Source organism: Diaphorobacter sp. LI3 (assembly GCF_022807955.1).
In the GTDB taxonomy this organism is placed as follows: Bacteria; Pseudomonadota; Gammaproteobacteria; order Burkholderiales; family Burkholderiaceae_C; genus Diaphorobacter; species Diaphorobacter nitroreducens.
Genome location: NZ_CP094346.1, coordinates 1,921,976 through 1,941,013, shown reverse-complemented (window position 1 = coordinate 1,941,013; position 19,038 = coordinate 1,921,976). Strand labels below are relative to the sequence as shown.

The following is a 19,038-nucleotide window of genomic DNA, read 5'->3' as shown; positions in this document are numbered from 1 at the left end:
CTCGGGCCCCAAAGGTCGTCCCACCAGGAACTACATCAGGAAGGCCGCTTCATCTGGCACGACGTGGGCGTGCTGGCCACATAGGGCTCGTAGTACTTCACCGGCACGAAGGTGTAGCCGGTGTTCTCGGCATCGCGGGGATACTTGTCGCCCGCCTTTTCCCAGCGGGTCACGAACAGGCCCTGCTGCAACTGGTGGTCGGACTTGCGCATCTCCACTTCGCCGTTGAAGCTGTTGAACTTCATGCCTTCCATCGCAGCAGCCACCTTCACGGGATCGGTGGACTTGGCCTTCACGAAGGCGGAATCCAGCATGGAGAAGGCGTGGTACACGGCGCCGGTGTACATGTCGTCGTTGAACTTCTTCTTGTAGTCGCCCACGATGCGACCGATCTCGCCCGGCAGGTTCAAGTGGTTGTACGACACCATGTACACCCGGCCCGCGGCACCTGCGCCCATGGCCGTGGGGCTGCCCGTCACGCCACCGTAATAGGTGTAGAAGTTCACGTTGTTCAGGCCCGCATCATTGGCGGCCTTGATGAGCAGCGCGAGGTCGGAGCCCCAGTTGCCCGTGATCACCGTGTCCGCACCCGACTGCTTGATCTTGGCGATGTAGGGCGCGAAGTCGCGCACCTGCGCCAGCGGGTGCAGGTCGTCGCCCACGATCTGCACGTCAGGGCGCTTGCGCTTGAGGTTCTCCTTGGCGTACTTGGAGACCTGATGTCCGTGCGAATAGTTCTGGTTGATCAGGTACACCTTCTGGACCTCAGGATGGTCCTTGATGAAGGTGGTCATGGCCTCCATCTTCATGGAGGTGTCGGCATCCAGGCGGAAGTGCCAGTAGCTGCACTTGCTGTTGGTGAGGTCAGGGTCCACCGCCGCGTAGTTCAGGTAGACGACTTCCTTGCCCGGATTGCGCGCGTTGTGCTTTTCCAGTGCGTCGATGATGGCCAGCGCCGGGCCCGAACCATTGCCCTGCACCACGTAGCGCGCGCCCTGGTCCATCGCGGAGCGCAGTGCGCTGGTGGTCTCCTGCGGGCTGAGCTTGTTGTCGATGCCGATGATCTCGAACTTCACGCCCGACGCGTTCTTCTTGTTGAACTCCTCGGAGATGAACTGGAAGCTCTTGAGCTGGTTGGTGCCCACCGCGGCCATGAGGCCCGACAGCGGATCGAGCCAGGCGATCTTGACGGTTTCCCCTTTTTGGGCGAATGCGCCACCAGCACATGCAAATACTGCGCTAGCAGCTACCATTTTGATAGCGAACTTCATGCCTCGTCTCCTTGTGAGAATGAATACGCCGCAGCGTACAAGGGATGCAACGAGGCGCCGTTCAGGGATTGCCCCTAGCAGCTATCACCCATGTGACCGGCGCGCAGGAACAGTCCCTTGCGCACCGGCCCGGGCGCGCTCACAGGCCGGGCAACTGGTAGCCCGCCAGTTGCTCGCGCAGGCGGGTTTTGAGCATCTTGCCGGTGGCGCCCAGCGGGATCGCATCGACGAACACCACGTCATCGGGGATCTGCCACTTGGCGGTCTTGCCCTCGTAGAACTTGAGCAGTTCCTCGCGCGTGACCTGGGCGCCCGGACGCAGGGCCACCACGACGATCGGGCGTTCATCCCACTTGGGGTGCGGCATGCCGATGCAGGCCGCCATCGCCACGGCGGGGTGCGCCATGGCGATGTTCTCGATGTCGATGGAGCTGATCCACTCGCCGCCGGACTTGATCACATCCTTGCTGCGGTCGGTGATCTGCATGAAGCCATCCGGGTCGATGGTGGCCACGTCGCCCGTGGGGAACCAGCCCCGGCCCTGCTCGTCCTTAACGAGCGGGCTCTCGCCCTTGTAGTAGCTGTCCAGGATCCAGGGGCCGCGTACCAGCAGGTCGCCATAGCTCTTGCCGTCCCAGGGCTGCTCCTGGCCATCGGCGCCGACGATCTTCATGTCCACGCCATAGATGGCACGGCCCTGCTTTTGCAGGATGTGCATCTGCTCGTCCTTGCCCATCTGCAGGTGCTTGTTCTTGAGCGTGCACAGCGTGCCCAGCGGGCTCATCTCGGTCATGCCCCAGGCGTGCAGCACGGACACGCCGTACTCGTCCTGGAAGGCCGTGATCATGGCGGGCGGGCAGGCCGACCCGCCGATGACCGTGCGGCGCAGGGTGCTGAACTTCAGGCCCGCGGACTTCACATGGTTGAGCAGCATCTGCCACACGGTGGGCACGCCCGCGGCAAAGGTCACGCTTTCGGCCTCGATGAGGTCATGGACCGACTTGCCGTCCAGCGCCTGGCCGGGGAATACCACCTTGCAGCCCGTGAGGGCCGCCGAGTACGGGATACCCCAGGCGTTGACGTGGAACATCGGCACCACGGGCAGCACTGCGTCGCGCGCCGAGAGGTTCATCACATCGGGCAGCGCAGCGGCATAGGCATGCAGCGTGGTGGAGCGGTGGCTGTACAGCGCCGCCTTGGGGTTGCCCGTGGTGCCGCTGGTGTAGCACATGCTGGAGGCGGAGTTCTCGTCGAACGTGGGCCACTGGTATTCGGCCGACGCGCCGCCGATCCAGTCTTCATAGCTGGTGAGGCCAGGGATGCCCGAGTCCGCAGGCAGCTTGTCGCTGTCGCACAGCACCACCCACTTCTTGACCGTGGGGCACTTGGCATGCACGGCCTGCACCAGCGGCAGGAAGGTCATGTCGAAGCACAGCACCTGGTCCTCGGCATGGTTCACGATCCAGGCGATCTGGTCAGGGTGCAGGCGCGGGTTGATGGTGTGCAGCACGCGGCCCGAGCCGCTCACGCCGAAGTACATCTCCATGTGGCGGTAGCCATTCCAGGCGAGCGAGGCCACGCGGTCGCTGAACTGCAGGCCCAGCGCATCCAGGGCATTGGCCAGTTGGCGCGAACGCCGGGCCAGGTCGCGATAGGTGTAGCGATGGATGTCCCCCTCCACGCGGCGCGAGACGATTTCCCCGTCGCCATGGTGACGCTCGGCGAACGAGATCAACGAGGAAATCAAGAGAGGTTGGCTCTGCATCAGGCCCAGCATGGATGCTCCTTTGGTAATGAATTGTGGGTGTACGAAGACTGCGCCATCGTAGCGGGGAACATGGGGCTTTCCAGCCACGGAGCCATCCGGAGAAATCCCACGTTCGCGCCAGCCCCCGCGCACAAGGCCTTGGCCCAGGGCGGGGCATAGGGGCCCGGGGGACAATCCCCGCATGACGTTTGCCCCCACCCCTGACGCTACCCCGGTCGCGCCACTGGTGCCCGCCTGGCTGCCGGGCTTCGCCGCGCTGGGCTCGGCCTTCTTCACGCCGCTGCGCCCCACTCCCCTGCCCCAGCCTCACTGGGTGGGCACCAGCGCCGAGGTAGGCGCCTTGCTGGGCCTGCCCGAAGCCTGGCAGCAGCGCGACGACGCACTGCAGGCCTTCACAGGCAACACCCTGCTGCCCGGCAGCCAGCCGCTGGCCAGCGTGTACAGCGGCCACCAGTTCGGCGTGTGGGCCGGCCAGTTGGGCGATGGCCGTGCCATCCTGCTGGGCGAAACCGCCACGGGCCAAGAGGTGCAGCTCAAGGGTAGCGGGCGCACGCCCTATTCGCGCATGGGCGACGGCCGCGCCGTGCTGCGATCGTCGATCCGCGAATTCCTGTGCAGCGAAGCCATGCATGCGCTGGGCATACCGACCACGCGCGCGCTGTGCGTGACCGGTTCGCCCGCGCCCGTGCAGCGCGAGGAGGTGGAAACCGCCGCCGTGGTCACGCGCGTGGCTCCCAGCTTCATCCGTTTCGGCCACTTCGAGCACTTCGCGGCGCGCGGCCAGGAAGCCGAGCTGCGCGCCCTGGCCGACTACGTGATCGACCGCTACTACCCCAACTGCCGCCGCTCGCAGGAATGGGAAGGCAACGCCTACGCCGCACTACTGCATGCCGTGAGCGAGCGCACCGCTGCACTGCTGGCGCAATGGCAGGCCGTGGGTTTTTGCCATGGCGTCATGAACACCGACAACATGAGCATCCTGGGCCTCACGATGGACTACGGGCCTTTCCAGTTTCTGGATGCTTTCGACCCCGGACACATCTGCAATCACAGCGATGTGCGCGGCCGCTACGCCTTCGACCGCCAGCCCAGCGTGGCGTACTGGAACCTGTTGTGTCTGGCCCAGGCGCTGCTGCCGCTGATCGGCGAGGTGGACACGGCGCGCGCCGCGCTGCAGTCGTACGAAGGCAGCTTTGGCCGGCAGTTCCTGGCGCGCATACGCGCCAAGCTCGGCCTGCAGCAGGCGCGCGAAGGCGACGCCGCATGGGTCGATGGCCTGTTGCGGCTGCTGGCCGCCGACCGCGTGGACTACCCCATCTTCTGGCGCCGGCTGTCTGGCGCAGTAGCCACGGAGGATTTCGAACCCGTGCGCGATCTGTTCCTGGACCGTGCAGCTCTGGACGCCTGGTTGCTACAATATAAGGAGCTATTAGCGCTTGATGGATGGGCGCTAGCAGCCGATTTGATGCATAAAACCAATCCACGCTTCGTGCTGCGCAACCACCTGGGCGAACAGGCGATTCGCGCCGCGAAACTCGGGGACTTCTCCGAACTCCAAACATTGCAAAGGTTGCTGGCGCGCCCCTTCGACGACCACCCGGGGCACGAGGCCTACGCCGGCTTTCCGCCCGACTGGGCGTCCTCCATCTCCATCAGCTGTTCCTCATGACCTACCCCATCCAGAAAACCGAAGACGAATGGCAGGCGCTGCTGCAGGCCAAGGGCGCCGAGCCCGCGGCTTACCAGGTCACGCGTCACGCGGCCACCGAGCGGCCCTTCAGCGGCAAGTACGAAGGCCACTGGGCCGACGGCAGCTACCACTGCGTCTGCTGCGGCGCCAAGCTGTTCGACTCCGACACCAAGTTCGACGCGGGCTGCGGCTGGCCCAGCTTCTCACTTGCCGTGCCCGGTGCCATTCGGGAGATCGAGGACCGCAGCCACGGCATGGTGCGCACCGAGACCGTGTGTGCACAATGCGGGGCCCACCTGGGCCATGTCTTCCCCGACGGCCCGGCTCCTTCGGGTCTGCGCTATTGCATGAACTCCGCCTCGCTCGATTTTGAACCCCCGGCGCCATGAAACTGCTCATCGACTTCTTTCCGATCATCCTGTTCTTCGCCGCATTCAAGGTCTGGGGCATCTACGTGGCCACGGCCGTGGCGATTGCCGCCACCGTCGTGCAGATCGGCTACATCCGCCTCAAGCACGGCAAGGTCGAACCCCTGCAATGGCTGAGCCTGGGCGTCATCGTGCTGTTCGGCGGCGCCACCCTGCTGGCACACAGCGAAACCTTCATCAAATGGAAGCCCACCGTGCTCTACTGGCTCATGGGTGGCACCTTGCTCGTCGGCCAGTTGGTGTTCCGCAAAAACTTCATCCAGTCACTCATGGGCGCTCAGATCGATCTGCCCGCGCCCGTGTGGCGCAACCTGAACTGGGGCTGGACGGGCTTTTTCGCCACCATGGGTGTACTCAATCTGTGGGTGGCCTACAACTTCGACACGGACACCTGGGTGAACTTCAAACTGTTCGGTGGCATCGGCCTGATGTTCGCCTTCGTCATTGCCCAGGCGCTGTACCTGAGCCGCCACGTCAAGGATGAGGGCGATGCCGCGCCCAAGGACCTGCAACCATGAACACCACGCCCTCCATCGCTATCACGGCAGAGGCCATGGCCGAACGCCTGCGCGCCGCACTATCGCCCACCCATCTGGAAGTGGTGGACGAAAGCTGGCAGCACGAAGGCCATGCCGGCGCCAATGGAACCGGGTTTGGCACCCATTTCCGCGTGCGCATCGCGTCACCGTTATTTACAGGCAAGCGCAAGGTTGCACAGCATCGCCTTGTGTATGATGCGCTGCAGATTTTCATTGACCAAGGCGCCCACGCCATTGCCATTGAAACTCTCTGAAACAACCCCGATCCAAGGGCGTTGCAGCCAGTCGTCTGCAGCCTATTTCCCAATCAGTGGATTCCCAATGAAGAAAAAGCTCTTGTCCGGCCTCGTGGCCGCAGCCGTGCTGGGCACGATGGCATTGCCCGTTGCCGCGCAAAACCTCGCCATCGTCAATGGCAAGGCGGTTCCCAAGGAACGTGCCGAAGTCCTGAAGCAGCAGGTGGAGCGCTCGGGCCGCCCGGTCACGCCCGAACTGGAAAACCAGATCAAGGAAGAAGTAATCGCCCGCGAGATCTTCATGCAGGAAGCGCAAAAGCGCGGCCTGGAAGGCTCTGCCGATTACAAGGCCCAGATGGAGTTGGCGCGCCAGACCATTCTGATCCGTGAACTGTTCGTGGATTTCCAGAAGAACAATGCCGTGACCGATGCCGAGATCCAGGCCGAGTACGACAAGTTCGTGGCCGCCAACGCTGGCAAGGAATACAAGGCCAGCCACATCCTGGTCGAAAAGGAAGACGAGGCCAAGGCCATCATTGCCTCCATCAAGAAGGGTGGCAAGTTCGAGGACATTGCGAAGAAGCAATCCAAGGACCCCGGATCCGGCGCCCGCGGTGGCGACCTGGACTGGGCCAGCCCGAGCAGCTACGTGGCTGAGTTCACGGAAGCGCTGGTGAAGCTGGAGAAAGGCAAGATGACCCAGACCCCCGTGAAGAGCCAGTTCGGCTGGCACGTCATCCGCCTGGACGATGTGCGCGAAGCCCAACTGCCGAAGCTGGAAGAGGTCAAGCCCCAGATCGCCCAGCAACTGCAGCAGCAGAAATTGGCGAAGTTCCAGGAAGACCTGCGCGCCAAGGCCAAGGTGGAGTAACCACTACAGGCGCCTCGCGCACTACAACGCGGCCTTCGGGCCGCGTTTTTTTATGCCCGCCCCGCCAGCCAGCCTGCCAGCAACAGTCCTCCGATCAGGACGGGCTGGTGCAACATGTAATAGCTGAGGCTATAGCGTCCCAAACCAGCCAGGGGCGCTACCACACGCGGCAACGGGCGGGACAGCCAGCCGTCCGAGCGCACAACGAGCCACTGCCCCGCCGCCATCCCCCACCACATGACGCCCAGCCACGGAAAGAGCGGCACATAGTCCTCGGTAAAGGGCTTTCGCGAAATCCAGCCCAACCAGTTGAGGCCCCGTCCATTGAATAGCGGCGCCCATTCTGAAAGAGGCCCCTGCAGCGCCCAGCCTGCGACCCAAGGCGACACCAGTGCCAGCAGCCCGGCCAACCACAGCCACCTGCCCCACCCCGCCGTCAGCCGCGTGATGACGAGCATCACTGCCATGCCATGCAGCACACCAAAGTAAATGAAACTGCGCGGGAACATCAGAAAAGACCCAACCGTTACCAGCAATGCACAGGCCGTGATCTGGCTCCAGCGCCGGGCGAAACGCGCCCACCCAACCTGACGTTGCCAAGCCACCGCTTGTCCCAGCCCCGCACATCCCAGGAACAGACTGACGATGAGGGTTCGCTGCACAGTCCACAAGGGATCTGCCCGGAAGTCCTGGGGCCAGTAGCCAAAATGGCTGAGGTCGAAGCAGAAATGGAAGGCCGTCATCCATACCATGGCGAACCCGCGCAATGCGTCCAGTCGGTCATGGCGTGTCTCAGCAGTTTTTTGAGCGCTCGTCAGCAAAACGCGTCCCACAAGTCCAGGAAAAAGGCTGGCGCTTCAGCCAGCCTTCAATAATCACCCTCCCCAGTACTCGCTCGATCAGGACAACCCAGCAAGCAGGGGGAGGTGTCAAATTATGGGGTGCGTATCACGGCGACGCCGCCGCATTAAGGTTTCTTTGCAGACGTTGGCTCGTTCACCAAATTCATAGCAGGCTCCTCGGCGCTGGACTGCTCTGCCTCCTGGAATCGGCCGGCCCGGTTTGCATAGGTGGACTCATCGCCACCCGCTCCAAAGCGTCGCGCCTGGCCGCCATCCGCCGCATTTTCACCATCCACGATAGGCTCGTCCGTGGAGTCCTCCCGCATACCGTAGTTGTTGAAATGTCCACGGTCGCGTGCGCGTTGTTTCTGGTCTGCCGCCAGCCTTTCGGGAAGAGGCGCCGTACCAAATACTGCTTCTTCAGACATGCTTCTGCTCCTGCAATGAAAAATTCATCCTAGGAAGACAGGAACGGCACTGATGTAAGACGGTGCCGGGGAAGCCCAGCGGGAATTGTCTGTCACCTAGCCAGCGAACATGACAGCCCGCAAAATCAAAAACAAAAGGGGTTAGGTCAATAGACCTAACCCCTTGATTCAGTTGGTCGGAGCGGCGGGATTCGAACTCGCGACCCTCTGCTCCCAAAGCAGATGCGCTACCAGGCTGCGCTACGCTCCGACAGCTGGCATTCTAACCTGCCAGATTCTGTTCACCGCCAAAAATCGGCGGTATTTGTCACACTCAGCGATTGCCGGATGACGAGCCGGTGCCCGGCCCAGGGCCGCGCCCTGCAAGGTGGCGGAAAGTGATACGGCCCTTGGTCAGGTCGTAGGGCGACATTTCCAGCGACACCTTGTCGCCTGCCAGGATGCGGATATGGTGCTTGCGCATCTTGCCGCCGGTATAGGCGATGAGTTGGTGGCCGTTATCCAGCGTCACGCGAAAGCGCGAATCCGGCAGGACTTCGGTCACGCTACCCTGCATTTCAATCAGTTCTTCTTTGGCCATGTGTGTGGTCAGTCTCTTGATAACAATTATCTATGGCGGCGCCTGGAAAAAGCCGATGCGTCCACTAACCCAAGGGCCGCATCGGCCCTTGAGGGGCTCGAAGCAAGGTGCAATGCAGGCAGGTGAGTTGCTGCACCAAAGGCGCAGGAGGCCGTAAGGCCGGGGAAACGGCTTCAATGGACAGGCGAAGCGCTGTGCATAAGCGGCGGAATTGTACTGCGATGTCGAAGCCGGGCCTATGGCCGGGCAACCGCGGCAGCCAAGGTCTTCACGAGGTCCGTCTGCGTGATGATGCCAACCAATTCCTGCGCATCGTTCACCACCGGGATGTGGTGGTGTCCCGCCTCAGAGAACAGAGGCACCAGATCCATCACATGCTGCTCAGACAGCACCTGCTGCACGGGAGACGACATCAGGCCTTGTACTTGCTCGGGACGTTTGGGCCGCCCCATGATGAGCGAGCGTAGACGCTGGCCCATGCCTTCATGCATGTCCAGATTGGCCAGGCGCATGAAGTCTGCCACCGTGACGATGCCGACCACCCTGCGCGCCCCGTCCACTACCGGCAACGCCTTGACGGCGTGCTTGCGCATGAGCGCCCAGGCATCCTTGAGGGGCGTCTCGGCAACCACCGCATGCACCGGTGATGACATGATCTCGCCGCATCGCAGCTCGCCAAGCGTGCGCTGGAAGGCGGCCTTGCCAGCCAAGTGCAAAAGCCCCTCCAGGTCGGCGCGACTGACATCCAGCACTTGGTTGTAGTGCGATAAGGCGGCATCCAAATCCGCCGAGATGAAAGCGCCAGATCCCTTATGCGCGGCCCCCCGCGCTCTTTGTGCATGCGGATAGCTGCGCCCGGTCAAGTGATTGAAGGCCATCCCCGTCAACACCAGCGCCAGCATATTGAGCAGCACCGGAAATACCGCAAAAGCCGCGCCGTCCTGCGGATTGAGCACAGCGAACAAGGCCATCGCCCCGCCTGGGGGGTGCAGGCAGCGCAATGCCAGCATGACCGCCACGGCAAGTCCCACGGCTGCGCCGCAGGCCAGAGCGACGTGGGGAACCAGCGTGGCGCAGGCAACGCCTACCATGTACGACAGCACGCTGCCCGCCAGCACTGGCCACGGCTGTGCGAGGGGGCTGGACGGCATCGCAATGATGAGCACCGCACTGGAGCCCAGCGAGGCCACCATCCACGGGACCGGCAGGCCAGCCCCGAACCAATGCGCAAACAGCGCCACCACGGCCACGCAAAGCGTGATACCCGACACCATGCGCAGGCGTTCGCGCTGATTGACGCCAGCGGGTGCCGGCCAGAAAAGGCGCAGCCAGCCAGCGACGCGCCGTAAGACTGACGGCGGCGGCTCTACCGCAGCGTCTGTGCGAGGGAATGGGGGTGCAGACATGAATGGGAGAAGGCACCAAGCCGCGCAGAGAATCGGCGCGGCGGCCGTTGCTCGAGGAAGCCGCGCATTATCCGGGCAAGCCCTGAACTTGCAGGGCATGTGGTTTTTTGCACTATCACAGGCAGTCCACAACCGCACGGGACGCACGGCTGGGGCGCAATTCACCCTCCCCTTAGAATCATCCGACTCCATCACCAGGATTACCGCCACGTGTCTGATCGTATCGCCGTACTGCCTCAGTACTTGTTACCCAAACAAGCCCTGACCTCCTTTGCCGGACGTATGGCGTCTGCGCGTGCGGGCCAATTGACCACCGCGGTGATCCGCCGGTTTGTGGCGCGCTACGGCGTGGACATGAGCGAGGCGGCCAATCCGGACATTGCGAGCTACGCAACCTTCAACGACTTCTTCACACGTGCGTTGCGCCCTGGACTGCGCCCGCTTGCCGATGCTGCGGTGGTATGCCCTGTGGATGGAGCGGTCAGCCAGATCGGTCCTATCGAGCAGGACCAGATCTTCCAAGCCAAGGGCCACCTCTACTCCACCGCGGCTCTGCTTGGCGGCGACGCCGAAATGGCCGCGCAGTTCCAGGATGGCAGCTTCGCCACCATCTATCTCAGTCCACGCGACTACCACCGCATTCACATGCCGTGCGATGGACGACTGGTGCGTATGGACCATGTGCCTGGGGCATTGTTTTCAGTGAACCCGACCACCGCACGCGGTGTGCCCGGACTGTTTGCGCGCAACGAACGTGTGGTCTGCCTGTTCGAAACGCCCCTGGGCCCCATGGCGCTCGTGCTGGTAGGCGCCACCATTGTCGGCAGCATGGCCACGGTATGGCACGGCCAGGTCAATCCACCGCGTACCGGCCAACCGCGCCGCTGGGATTATGGGGACCGAGAAGTCGTGCTTCGTCAGGGTGATGAAATGGGGCGTTTTCTGCTGGGCTCCACGGTCGTGCTGCTGTTTCCCCGCGGCGCAGTTCAGTTCATGCCGGGATGGGAAGCAGCGCGGCCCGTGCGGCTGGGTGAAGCTATGGCGCACCGCTGCGGCATCTAGTTCACCTATTGGTGCGTTGATACCCGCTGTTCAGTGCCTCTCTGGCACCCGAGCAGTGGTAAACAAGGTGGGTTCGAGCTCCAGGTCCAGGGGGTCCACGGGTTCAGCGCGCCCCACCAGGTACACAGCCAGATCCTGGCGCCGCAGTGCTACATGGCTGACAGTTTCCCAACTTCCGGCTCGCCTCACCCGGGTGCCCGGCTTGAAGACCGGCATGCGGAATTGTCTGGACCATCCCCACGGCGCCTCGGCCGGATCTTGCGCTACGAGAGAGGGACTGGAAACCTGCATGCGCGCATCTTAGCGCGTCAGCGCAATGACCGTTGCTGCGCGAACCGGAGTGCTGCCTCCACCATACGTTGCAGCGTGGGCTGAATGCGCCCGGCGCGCTCTGGCAGGTAGTTGAACGGCGGTGCCTCCTGCATATAGCTGCACTGTGTCATCTCCAGTTGGACCGCGTGGATGTTGCGCGCAGGCTCGCCGTAACGGCGCGTGATGTAGCCCCCCTTGAACCGTCCGTTGAGCACGGCCGTGTGGTCGGGCGCCGTTTCGGCAATGGCAAACAGCTCCTGCGCCAGCGCTGCATCGCAGCTCGTGCCTCCGGCGGTACCCAGGTTCAGGTCTGGCAATGTGCCGTCGAAGAAGCGCGGAAGGACCGACCGAATCGAGTGCGCATCCCACAACACCGCCACGCCATGGGTGGCGCGCATACGGTTCAACTCTTCCCGCAACTGGGCATGGTAGGGCTCCCACAATGCCTCGCGCCGCGCGGCAACCTCGGCTGCGTCCGGCACAAGCCCGCCTCCATACAACGGCGTGCTGTCAAAGGCGTCCACAGGGCACAGCGCAGTGACGCTCTGGCCTGGGTAGAGGTTGGAGTCATCAGGAGGGCGATTGAGGTCAATCACATAGCGCGAGTGCGTGGCGACCAGTACTGAAGCTCCCATCGACTTCGCAAAACCGTAGAGCCGTTCCAGATGCCAATCGGTGTCCGGAACGCTCCGCGCCTCGGGATTGAGGCGCCTTGCGATGGCGTCTGGCACATGGGTGCCCACGTGGGGCATGGAAACCAGCAGTGGCGCGGTGCCTCTGTGGAAGGTGAAAGGGGGGCAATCGGAAGGCACGACATTCATGGCTGCGCATTCCACTGATGGCGGACAGTGATTCCATTCCCATCGCGGACAGCGTTCCAGGCGATGGCGGACACGTTGCGCGGGTGTCCTGAGTGACGCTCAAATCGTAGCCGAAGTGTCCGCCATCAGCGTGGAATGGCGGTCGGCGCGGCCGGCTCAGACGGCCTTGGTGAGCTTGCGCATCGACTCGCCCTTGAGGGCTATCTTGTGCGAGCCGTGCACGATGCGGTCCAGGATGGCGTCGGCCAGCGTGGGCTCGTCCAGCCAGGCGTGCCAGGCCGTCACCGGCAACTGGCTGGTGATGAGCGTCGAGCGCGTGCCCACCCGGTCGTCCAGCAATTCCAGCAGGTCGTTTCGCTCGTGCGCGGCAATCGGCGCGATGCCGAAGTCGTCCAGGATGAGCAGGTCCAGCCGCGCCAGTTGCGCCAGCCGTTTGCCCAGGCTGCCATCGCCGTGGGCCACGTGCAGCTCCTGCAGCAGCCGTGGCGCGCGGGTGTAGAGCACCGAGAAGCCCAGGCGCGCGGCCTGCTGCCCCAGTGCGCAGGCGAGCCACGTCTTGCCGCACCCGGTGGCGCCGGTGAGCAGCACGTTGTGGCCATGGCGCAGCCAGTCCCCGCCGGCCAGGCTGGTGATGACCTCTCGGCTCAGGCCCCGGCTGGCGCGCCAGTCGATGTCCTCCAGGCAGGCACTGGAGACCTTCAGGCGGGCCGCCTTCAACAGGCGCTCCAGGCGCTTGCTGTCACGCCAGTCCACCTCGCGCTGCACCAGCAGCGCCAGGCGTTGTTCAAAGGGCAGCTCGCTGGCCGTGATGTGGGTGGCCGCGTCGCTGAGGGCGGCCACCATGCCGTCCAGGCGCAGGGCGCGCAGTTGGTTCAAGGTCTGTTCGTTGAGCATGGTTCTTCCTTGTTAGGTTTGCTTGCACGTTGGAGTTCAGTGGTAGTAGCCCGGCCCGCGCACGTTCTCGTGCAGCGGCAGGCTCGCCTGTGCGGCCATCGGCGCATCCAGCGGCCGCTGGTCCAGGCCGCAGCCCAGGATGGAGGCGATGCTCTTGTAGGACGGTGAGCGAATCGACTGCGCCCGCGCACAGGCGGCCTCCAGCCGGTCAGCCCCGTACTCACGGCCCAGGCGCATGAGGCCCAGACAGGAGCGGTAACCCTGCTCGGGATGCTGGCGGTGCTCCATCTGCCAGCGCACCACGGCGGCGGTGGCCGCGCCCACGCGCTCACCCCAGGCGATGAGCTTGGCCGGCGTCCACTGCAGGTGCGCCCGGTGCGAGGCCGGCATGTGCTCGGGCGTGGTGGTGTGTGCACCCCGTCGGGGATTGAGGGCGTGGGCGGCCACGCGTTTGCTGCCGTGCAGGACTTCGAGCGTGCCGGCCGTGATGCGCAACTCCACCGGCTCACCCACCAGGGCGTGGGGCACCGAGTAGTAGTGGCCATCGAGCTCAACGTGGTAATCGATGTTGACGCGGGCGGGTTTGAAGCGCGCGATGGGCATGCGCACCGGCGGCAGGGGGCGCAGGGCTGGCCGGTCGAGTTCGGCGAAGGCGCTAGTGCGGTTGCCCGGCAGCTTCTTGAACGCGCGCTGGTTCAAGTCCACCAGCAAGGCGGCAATCGCCCGGTTGAGCTCGGCCAGGCTGAAGAAGGTCTGGTGGCGCAGCCTGGCCAGAATCCAGCGCTCGACCACCTGCACAGCGACCTCCACCTTGGGTTTGTCGCGTGGCTTGGCCGGGCGCGCGGGCATCACGGCCAGGCTGTAGTGCGCACAGAGCTCTTCGAGCAGGCGGTGCGCGGTGGGCTCGTAACGGTCGGGTCGGGCCATGAGGGCGCGCGGCTGGTCAGGCACCAGCAGGCGGGGCACGCCGCCGATGAACTCCAGCGCGCTAATGATGCTGGCCACCCAGTCGGTGGTCTTCTGGCTGGCGGTGGCGCAGGCGTAGGTGTAGTTCGATGCGCCCAGCACGGCCACGAAGACCTGGGCCTGGCGTATCTCGCCAGTGTCGGCATCCACCACGGGAACGGTCTGGCCGGCGTAGTCCACAAAGAGCTTGTCACCGCCCGTGTGGGTCTGGCGCATGGAGCGCTGCAGGCGCCGGGCCCAGGCCTTGTACTTCTCGCAGAAGGCGCTGTACTTGTACGCCTGCCCGCTGTGCTGTTGCTGGTATTCCTCCCAAAGCAACTGCAGCGTCACGCCAGGTCGGCGCAGTTCGCGGTGGATGTGGGCGTGGTCGGGTTCAAGGTGCCGGGACTCGCGCGCCACGGGTGGCTTGTAGAGCCGGGCCTGGAGTTCGTCGTCGTTCAGGCTCTGGGCCAGTGCCCAGTCCACGCCGGCCACGCGCGCGTAGCTGGCTATCTCGCTGACAGTGGATTTGGAGATGCCGAGGGCGGCACCGATTTGACGGGTGCTCAAGGCCCCGCGGTGCAGCAGTTGCAGTGTGTGTCGTAGTTTGCTCATGGTGACCCTGGGTGTGGGCATCGCTGGTTCCGGTCAAAAAACCGGGCAGCGTATGCCGCGTTCGGGTCACTCAGAACACCCCGCAGGTGTCCGCCATCAGTTTGGAATGCTGTCCGCCTTCAGCGTGGAACACTGTCCGCCATCACGCTGGAACACTGTCCGCCATCAGCATGGAATCGTGTCCGCCATCGCGTGGAATACGCACATGGCAATGGACAAGCGGGCGAACCAACAGTTGGCGTTAGTGCGCAACCTGGGCCGCAGTATGGCGCATCATCTTGAGGCTCAAGGGATCCCGTCCCACCTGCTGCACCGGCAACGACACACGCGCGTGTAGCCAAAGGCCAATGAGTCAGACCACTGTCCTCATGTATTGCCGAAGGGCTTTAAGGACCCGCCCGTATAATTTGTCCACCATGCCGAGATGGTTGATTGCGGTTTTCACCCTCCACTTCCTGCTGAGCGTGGGTGTCTCCGCATTTGGCAAGGTGCCACCCGTGGAACACCTGCGGCCAGCGGTCGCCTCCGTGCAGTTGGCACCAGCAGGCGAGGCCGCAATGGCAGCAGCCGCTGACCCTTCCGTGGCAAACGACGCGTTATCCGAAGGCGAGCACGGCCTGATGGACGCGCAGCAGGATCTACCGGACGATCAGAACATACGCGCCTTTCGCGGCAAGCCCCTCCATGGCTTGTTCAGTTGCCCCGCCCAATGGGAGAGAGCCGCCCTCTCCCCTGTGCTGAAAAAGCAGCCTAAACCTCCCAGGTCCCTGACTACGCGCGCCTAAAAGGTTGCGCCCGCCTGGACGCGTTCTGCGAACGCGAAAGACAGGTGCGCCGCGCAACGCCGGCGTGCAACCCCCTTCCTCTTTTCCCTCCTGACCATCGGACCGATGGCTTCAGGCCCTTTTCCTACCCTCAGGAACAGCACCATGCGTTTGACCACCCGAGGCAAACTCGCCGTCACTGCGGTCACCGATCTGGCCTTGCGCTCCCACGGCCGGCCGATCGCGCTTCCCTCCATCAGCGCCCGCCAAGGCATCTCCCTGTCATATCTCGAAGACATCTTCAGCGCACTGCGCCGCGCCGGCCTGGTCCACAGCATTCGCGGGCCCGGCGGAGGGTACACACTGACACGGCCGCCACAGGAACTCTCCGTGGCCGATATCGTCATCGCCTCAGAAAAATACATGGGCGGCGCCGATGACAAGGGCACGGACACCGGCACCGCATCGGCACCAGGCGAGATGACGGCCGAGCTGTGGGCCAGCTTTCACTCGCGTGTCATGGAATACCTGCAGTCCATTACGGTGGCGGACCTGCTGACCCAACGGGAAGCCAGCGCCTGCCATGCAGACCATTCTGCAGCCGTGGTAGTGGCCCCGCCCGCCAGCGCCACAGGCCGACGGGCAGCGAAAACCCAGCTACCGTCAGGGGATGTGCCGAACTCCGTATTTGCCTTGGGGCTTGCCGTTCCGCGCACCCGGACGAGTTGATGCGCCGGCATCCGTAGCGTCCTTCCCCGGAACGACACGGATGCCCGCCCTGGACGACGACACCGCCGACTATTTGCCGAGCAGGACCTTCAATGCGCTCTGCAGGCGGCGCGCGCCTGCCTCGTCGCTGGCGCCTTCCAGCACGCGCGCCACATCCTGCGTCCAGGTTTGCGCCGGCGAGGGATCGTTGCGACGCGTGAGCAACTGCAGCTGCAGAGCACGCCGTGCGGCCAGTTGGTCTGCGGGCGTCGGGACCTCCGCCGCGATCTCCAGCCGCAGCAATGCTTCCGGGGCTCCCCCGGCCGCAGGTGCCGCAAGCGCCTGCGACCAGGCGGTGCGCGCCGTGGGGGGCACCTTGCCGCCCAGTTCCTGGACGCTGGGCAATTGCGCAGCGTCGCGGCTCTTCCAGGCCGACAACAGCTGCGTGAGCGCTTCGCCATGGGCCTGTGCCGCCAGCTTGCGCAGCGCGCCCTGCGCATGCTCCATGGCATCGCGTTGCGCGCGGAAAGCCACATCACCCAGACGCGGACCTCGCGCAGCAGCAGCACCATCGCGCTCCCGCCCCCGCCCCTGCATACCGCTGTCCCGTGGGCCGCGGCCGTCACGCCGGTCGCCACCACGGCCGGTGACCGTGGGCTGCGCGGGCACCGCCTTGCGCGCCCCCGGCCGGTCATCGCCACGCACGGCCACCACCGGGCGCGCCGCAGGCACGGGTTTGGAAGTCGGCGCATCGTTTTGATCTGCTACCGAATCAGTAGCTGCTTGCGCTTGACCATCAATGGTTTGATCGGCTTTTTTATCCAAATTCTCGGAATCCCCCGATCCGCCGGCAGGCTCCTTCAGCGCGCGCTCCAGCGCGGCCATGGCACCGCGGATCTTCTGCGCATCGCCCGACGCATTGGCGGCCTCCAGCGCCTTGGATGCCTCCAGCACGGCCCGGTCGCGCGCGCTCAACTCGGAGGCACTGCGCTCACGTTCGGCCGACTTGCGGTTGAACGCCTCGTCGATGGGCTTGCGGAACGCGTCCCAGAGCTTCTGTTCATGCTTGCGATCCAGCGGCACCGCCTGCGCCTCGGCCTGCCAACGCTGCTGCAAGGCCTTGATGGCATCGATGCGCAGACTTGGGGCCGCACCCAGGGCGCCTGCCTCCTCGATCATGGCGTGGCGGCGCTCCAGGCTGGCCTTCTGCGCAGCCTCCAGCGGAGCGCTGGCAGCCGCCAGTGCCTGCTTCCACAGTGGCTGCAGTTCAGCGAACATCTTTTCGCTCACATGGCCACCGGTGCGCCAACGCTCGGCAAACTGGTGCAATGCACGACTGAAGGACTTCCAGTCCTGCGCAGCGGCAGCGGCTTGCGATTGGGCCCAGGCATTCACCTCTTCGATCAGCGCCAACCGCTGCGCACGGTGTTCGGCACCTTCGGTACGCACCTTCTCCAGCCAGCCCTCGACCACCTTGTGCGCGGCATTGCACGCATCGTCGAATTTCTTCCACAGGGCGTGGTTGGCCGGCGCCCCCTGGTCGGCCTGCTTCCACTGCTCGCGCAGCTGGCGCAGCGTTTCCTGCATCTTGCGCCCGCCGAGGGACTGTCCTTCCGGCCTGCGCAGCAGTGCCTCGGCCCGTGCCACGAGATCCTCGCGCACCTGGTCGGCGCTCCAGCGCTGCCAGCCCTCCAACTCGCCCGCGGCCACAAGGGCGGCGTGCACTTTCTGCTCCAGTTCGGCATCGATCAACTTGCCGTGCACCTTAAGCACGGCGCGCAGCGCAGTCGCTGCGCCAGCGCTGGCCTTGCCATGGCCCTGTGCGGTTTCCTGCTCCAGCTTGGCCAGGGCCTCCTGGACGGCCTGCAAGGCCTTCTCGCGCATTTCAGGAGTCGCCTGCGGCTTGGATGGGCGGGGGGCAGGCGTCTTGGCGGCGGCTCCCGCTTCTGGGGGTAGCCCGCGCGCCTGGCGCAGTTCGTCGGACCACACGGGCACGGGCGGCAGGGGAGCCGAGGGGTCTTCGGCCGCAAGGACAGCCTGCGCCAATGCCGACTGAAACGCTTCCCACACCACCAGCAGCTGGGTGCGCGAAGCATCGAGCAACGCGGGAAAGCGCGCCTCTACGCTGGGCCAGGCGCTGTCGTCGGCAAGTGCCTGGGCCTGCTCCTGCCAGCGGCCGACATCGGCATTCAGCAGTTCCAGCGCAGACTGCGCATCCTTCCACGGTTTGGTGGAGAGCACTTCGATGCGCTGCGCGAGCAGAACGGCGGCTTCGCGCTGCACCTGAACACGATGCTGCAGGTCTTCGATGGTTTTCACGCGCTCGTTCAGGCGCTGTTTGAGCACCGACAGAGGTTCGCGAGACAGCGGCGCGCCGGCCTTGGCCGCATCGCGCTGCCAGGCGAGCGCGTCGGCAATGTTGAGCTTGGCGGCTGCGAGCAGCGCTTCGGCCTTGGCTGCCCATTCGGCGGCGATCGCCTCCTGGCCCTCCGCGCGCCGAATCTCGTCCAGTCGCTCACGCACTGCGCGCGCGGCGCCTTTGTCCCGCGCACTCAATTCCTTGAATACTTCCTGGAGCTTTTCCACGCCAGGCTGGGTGGACAACCATTCACGGATGCGTGCCGAGCGTTCACCCGACGTGGCCGCAGAGAAAGCGCCGCCCGTCAATGCATCAAGGGGATGCGGCTCGCTGGTTTTGGCAGGGACCGGGGTCGCGTCAGATGCGTCGGACATTTTGCTACGTGAAGAAAAAGGGAACATGGATTCATCAAGGTGCAAGCGAGCCACCTTGCGCCAACAGCGCAAGCAGTAGGTGGGCATCGCTCACGGACAAGCGGCTATTTTCGCCCGGTTTTACA

Annotated in this window: 17 protein-coding genes and 1 tRNA gene; 7 read left to right on the top strand and 11 right to left on the bottom strand. The window is 64.4% G+C overall.

Features of this window, described 5'->3' with window-relative positions:
- Positions 1-35: 35 nt before the first annotated feature.
- Positions 36-1,271, bottom strand: coding sequence for a branched-chain amino acid ABC transporter substrate-binding protein (locus MRB47_RS09015; RefSeq protein WP_103737959.1), 1,236 nt, complete (start codon positions 1,269-1,271; stop codon positions 36-38).
- A 139-nt stretch (positions 1,272-1,410) separates the two neighbouring features.
- Positions 1,411-3,048 carry a 3-(methylthio)propionyl-CoA ligase gene (locus MRB47_RS09010; protein WP_252102495.1) on the bottom strand — a complete coding sequence of 546 codons (1,638 nt, stop codon included), beginning with the start codon at positions 3,046-3,048 and terminating at the stop codon, positions 1,411-1,413.
- 172 nt (positions 3,049-3,220) lie between these two features.
- On the opposite strand from MRB47_RS09010, the gene MRB47_RS09005 reads away from it, so the two are divergent.
- The 5 genes from MRB47_RS09005 (at position 3,221) to MRB47_RS08985 (ending at position 6,803) form a co-directional block, all read left to right on the top strand.
- Positions 3,221-4,708 (top strand): protein adenylyltransferase SelO, encoded by a 1,488-nt coding sequence (locus MRB47_RS09005; protein ID WP_252102494.1) that lies wholly within the window; start codon positions 3,221-3,223, stop codon positions 4,706-4,708.
- Positions 4,705-5,118 carry a peptide-methionine (R)-S-oxide reductase MsrB gene (msrB, locus tag MRB47_RS09000; RefSeq protein ID WP_011804947.1) on the top strand — a complete coding sequence of 138 codons (414 nt, stop codon included), beginning with the start codon at positions 4,705-4,707 and terminating at the stop codon, positions 5,116-5,118. The genes MRB47_RS09005 and msrB overlap by 4 nt, the downstream gene beginning before the upstream one ends.
- On the top strand, positions 5,115-5,675 hold the full coding sequence (locus MRB47_RS08995; protein WP_011804946.1) for a septation protein A: 561 nt from the start codon (positions 5,115-5,117) through the stop codon (positions 5,673-5,675). Before msrB ends, MRB47_RS08995 begins: the two co-directional genes overlap by 4 nt.
- Complete coding sequence (locus tag MRB47_RS08990; protein ID WP_011804945.1) at positions 5,672-5,950, top strand: BolA family protein; 279 nt, start codon at positions 5,672-5,674, stop codon at positions 5,948-5,950. Before MRB47_RS08995 ends, MRB47_RS08990 begins: the two co-directional genes overlap by 4 nt.
- Positions 5,951-6,017: 67 nt before the next feature.
- Positions 6,018-6,803 carry a peptidylprolyl isomerase gene (locus MRB47_RS08985; RefSeq protein ID WP_015913520.1) on the top strand — a complete coding sequence of 262 codons (786 nt, stop codon included), beginning with the start codon at positions 6,018-6,020 and terminating at the stop codon, positions 6,801-6,803.
- A 50-nt stretch (positions 6,804-6,853) separates the two neighbouring features.
- Here MRB47_RS08985 and MRB47_RS08980 read toward each other — a convergent pair whose 3' ends face one another.
- The 5 genes from MRB47_RS08980 to MRB47_RS08960 form a co-directional block, all read right to left on the bottom strand.
- Positions 6,854-7,624, bottom strand: a complete 771-nt coding sequence (locus tag MRB47_RS08980; protein ID WP_411275740.1) for a heparan-alpha-glucosaminide N-acetyltransferase — start codon at positions 7,622-7,624, stop codon at positions 6,854-6,856.
- Between the two features lie 146 nt (positions 7,625-7,770).
- Complete coding sequence (locus MRB47_RS08975; protein ID WP_252102493.1) at positions 7,771-8,073, bottom strand: hypothetical protein; 303 nt, start codon at positions 8,071-8,073, stop codon at positions 7,771-7,773.
- A 173-nt stretch (positions 8,074-8,246) separates the two neighbouring features.
- Positions 8,247-8,323: transfer RNA gene (locus MRB47_RS08970), tRNA-Pro, on the bottom strand.
- A gap of 63 nt (positions 8,324-8,386) precedes the next feature.
- A complete protein-coding gene (infA, locus tag MRB47_RS08965) occupies positions 8,387-8,653 on the bottom strand; it encodes a translation initiation factor IF-1 (RefSeq protein WP_011804941.1) in 267 nt (88 codons plus the stop codon).
- A gap of 236 nt (positions 8,654-8,889) precedes the next feature.
- On the bottom strand, positions 8,890-10,059 hold the full coding sequence (locus MRB47_RS08960; protein ID WP_252102606.1) for an HPP family protein: 1,170 nt from the start codon (positions 10,057-10,059) through the stop codon (positions 8,890-8,892).
- Positions 10,060-10,269: 210 nt separating this feature from the next.
- On the opposite strand from MRB47_RS08960, the gene asd reads away from it, so the two are divergent.
- Positions 10,270-11,121: an archaetidylserine decarboxylase gene (asd, locus tag MRB47_RS08955; protein ID WP_015913524.1), complete on the top strand. Its 852-nt coding sequence runs from the start codon at positions 10,270-10,272 to the stop codon at positions 11,119-11,121.
- Positions 11,122-11,429: 308 nt separating this feature from the next.
- Here the strand turns inward: asd and hutG are convergent, their stop codons facing one another.
- From hutG to istA, 3 genes are all read right to left on the bottom strand, one after another.
- Entirely contained in the window at positions 11,430-12,254 is an 825-nt protein-coding gene (hutG, locus tag MRB47_RS08945) for an N-formylglutamate deformylase (protein WP_047351394.1), read from the bottom strand.
- 156 nt (positions 12,255-12,410) lie between these two features.
- Positions 12,411-13,148, bottom strand: a complete 738-nt coding sequence (istB, locus tag MRB47_RS08940) for an IS21-like element helper ATPase IstB (RefSeq protein WP_011805003.1) — start codon at positions 13,146-13,148, stop codon at positions 12,411-12,413.
- A 36-nt stretch (positions 13,149-13,184) separates the two neighbouring features.
- Positions 13,185-14,729 carry an IS21 family transposase gene (gene istA / locus MRB47_RS08935; protein ID WP_252100662.1) on the bottom strand — a complete coding sequence of 515 codons (1,545 nt, stop codon included), beginning with the start codon at positions 14,727-14,729 and terminating at the stop codon, positions 13,185-13,187.
- Between the two features lie 908 nt (positions 14,730-15,637).
- On the opposite strand from istA, the gene MRB47_RS08930 reads away from it, so the two are divergent.
- A complete protein-coding gene (locus tag MRB47_RS08930) occupies positions 15,638-16,201 on the top strand; it encodes an Rrf2 family transcriptional regulator (RefSeq protein WP_252102492.1) in 564 nt (187 codons plus the stop codon).
- Positions 16,202-16,270: 69 nt separating this feature from the next.
- Here the strand turns inward: MRB47_RS08930 and MRB47_RS08925 are convergent, their stop codons facing one another.
- A complete protein-coding gene (locus MRB47_RS08925; protein WP_252102491.1) occupies positions 16,271-18,913 on the bottom strand; it encodes a DUF349 domain-containing protein in 2,643 nt (880 codons plus the stop codon).
- Positions 18,914-19,038 lie beyond the last annotated feature (125 nt).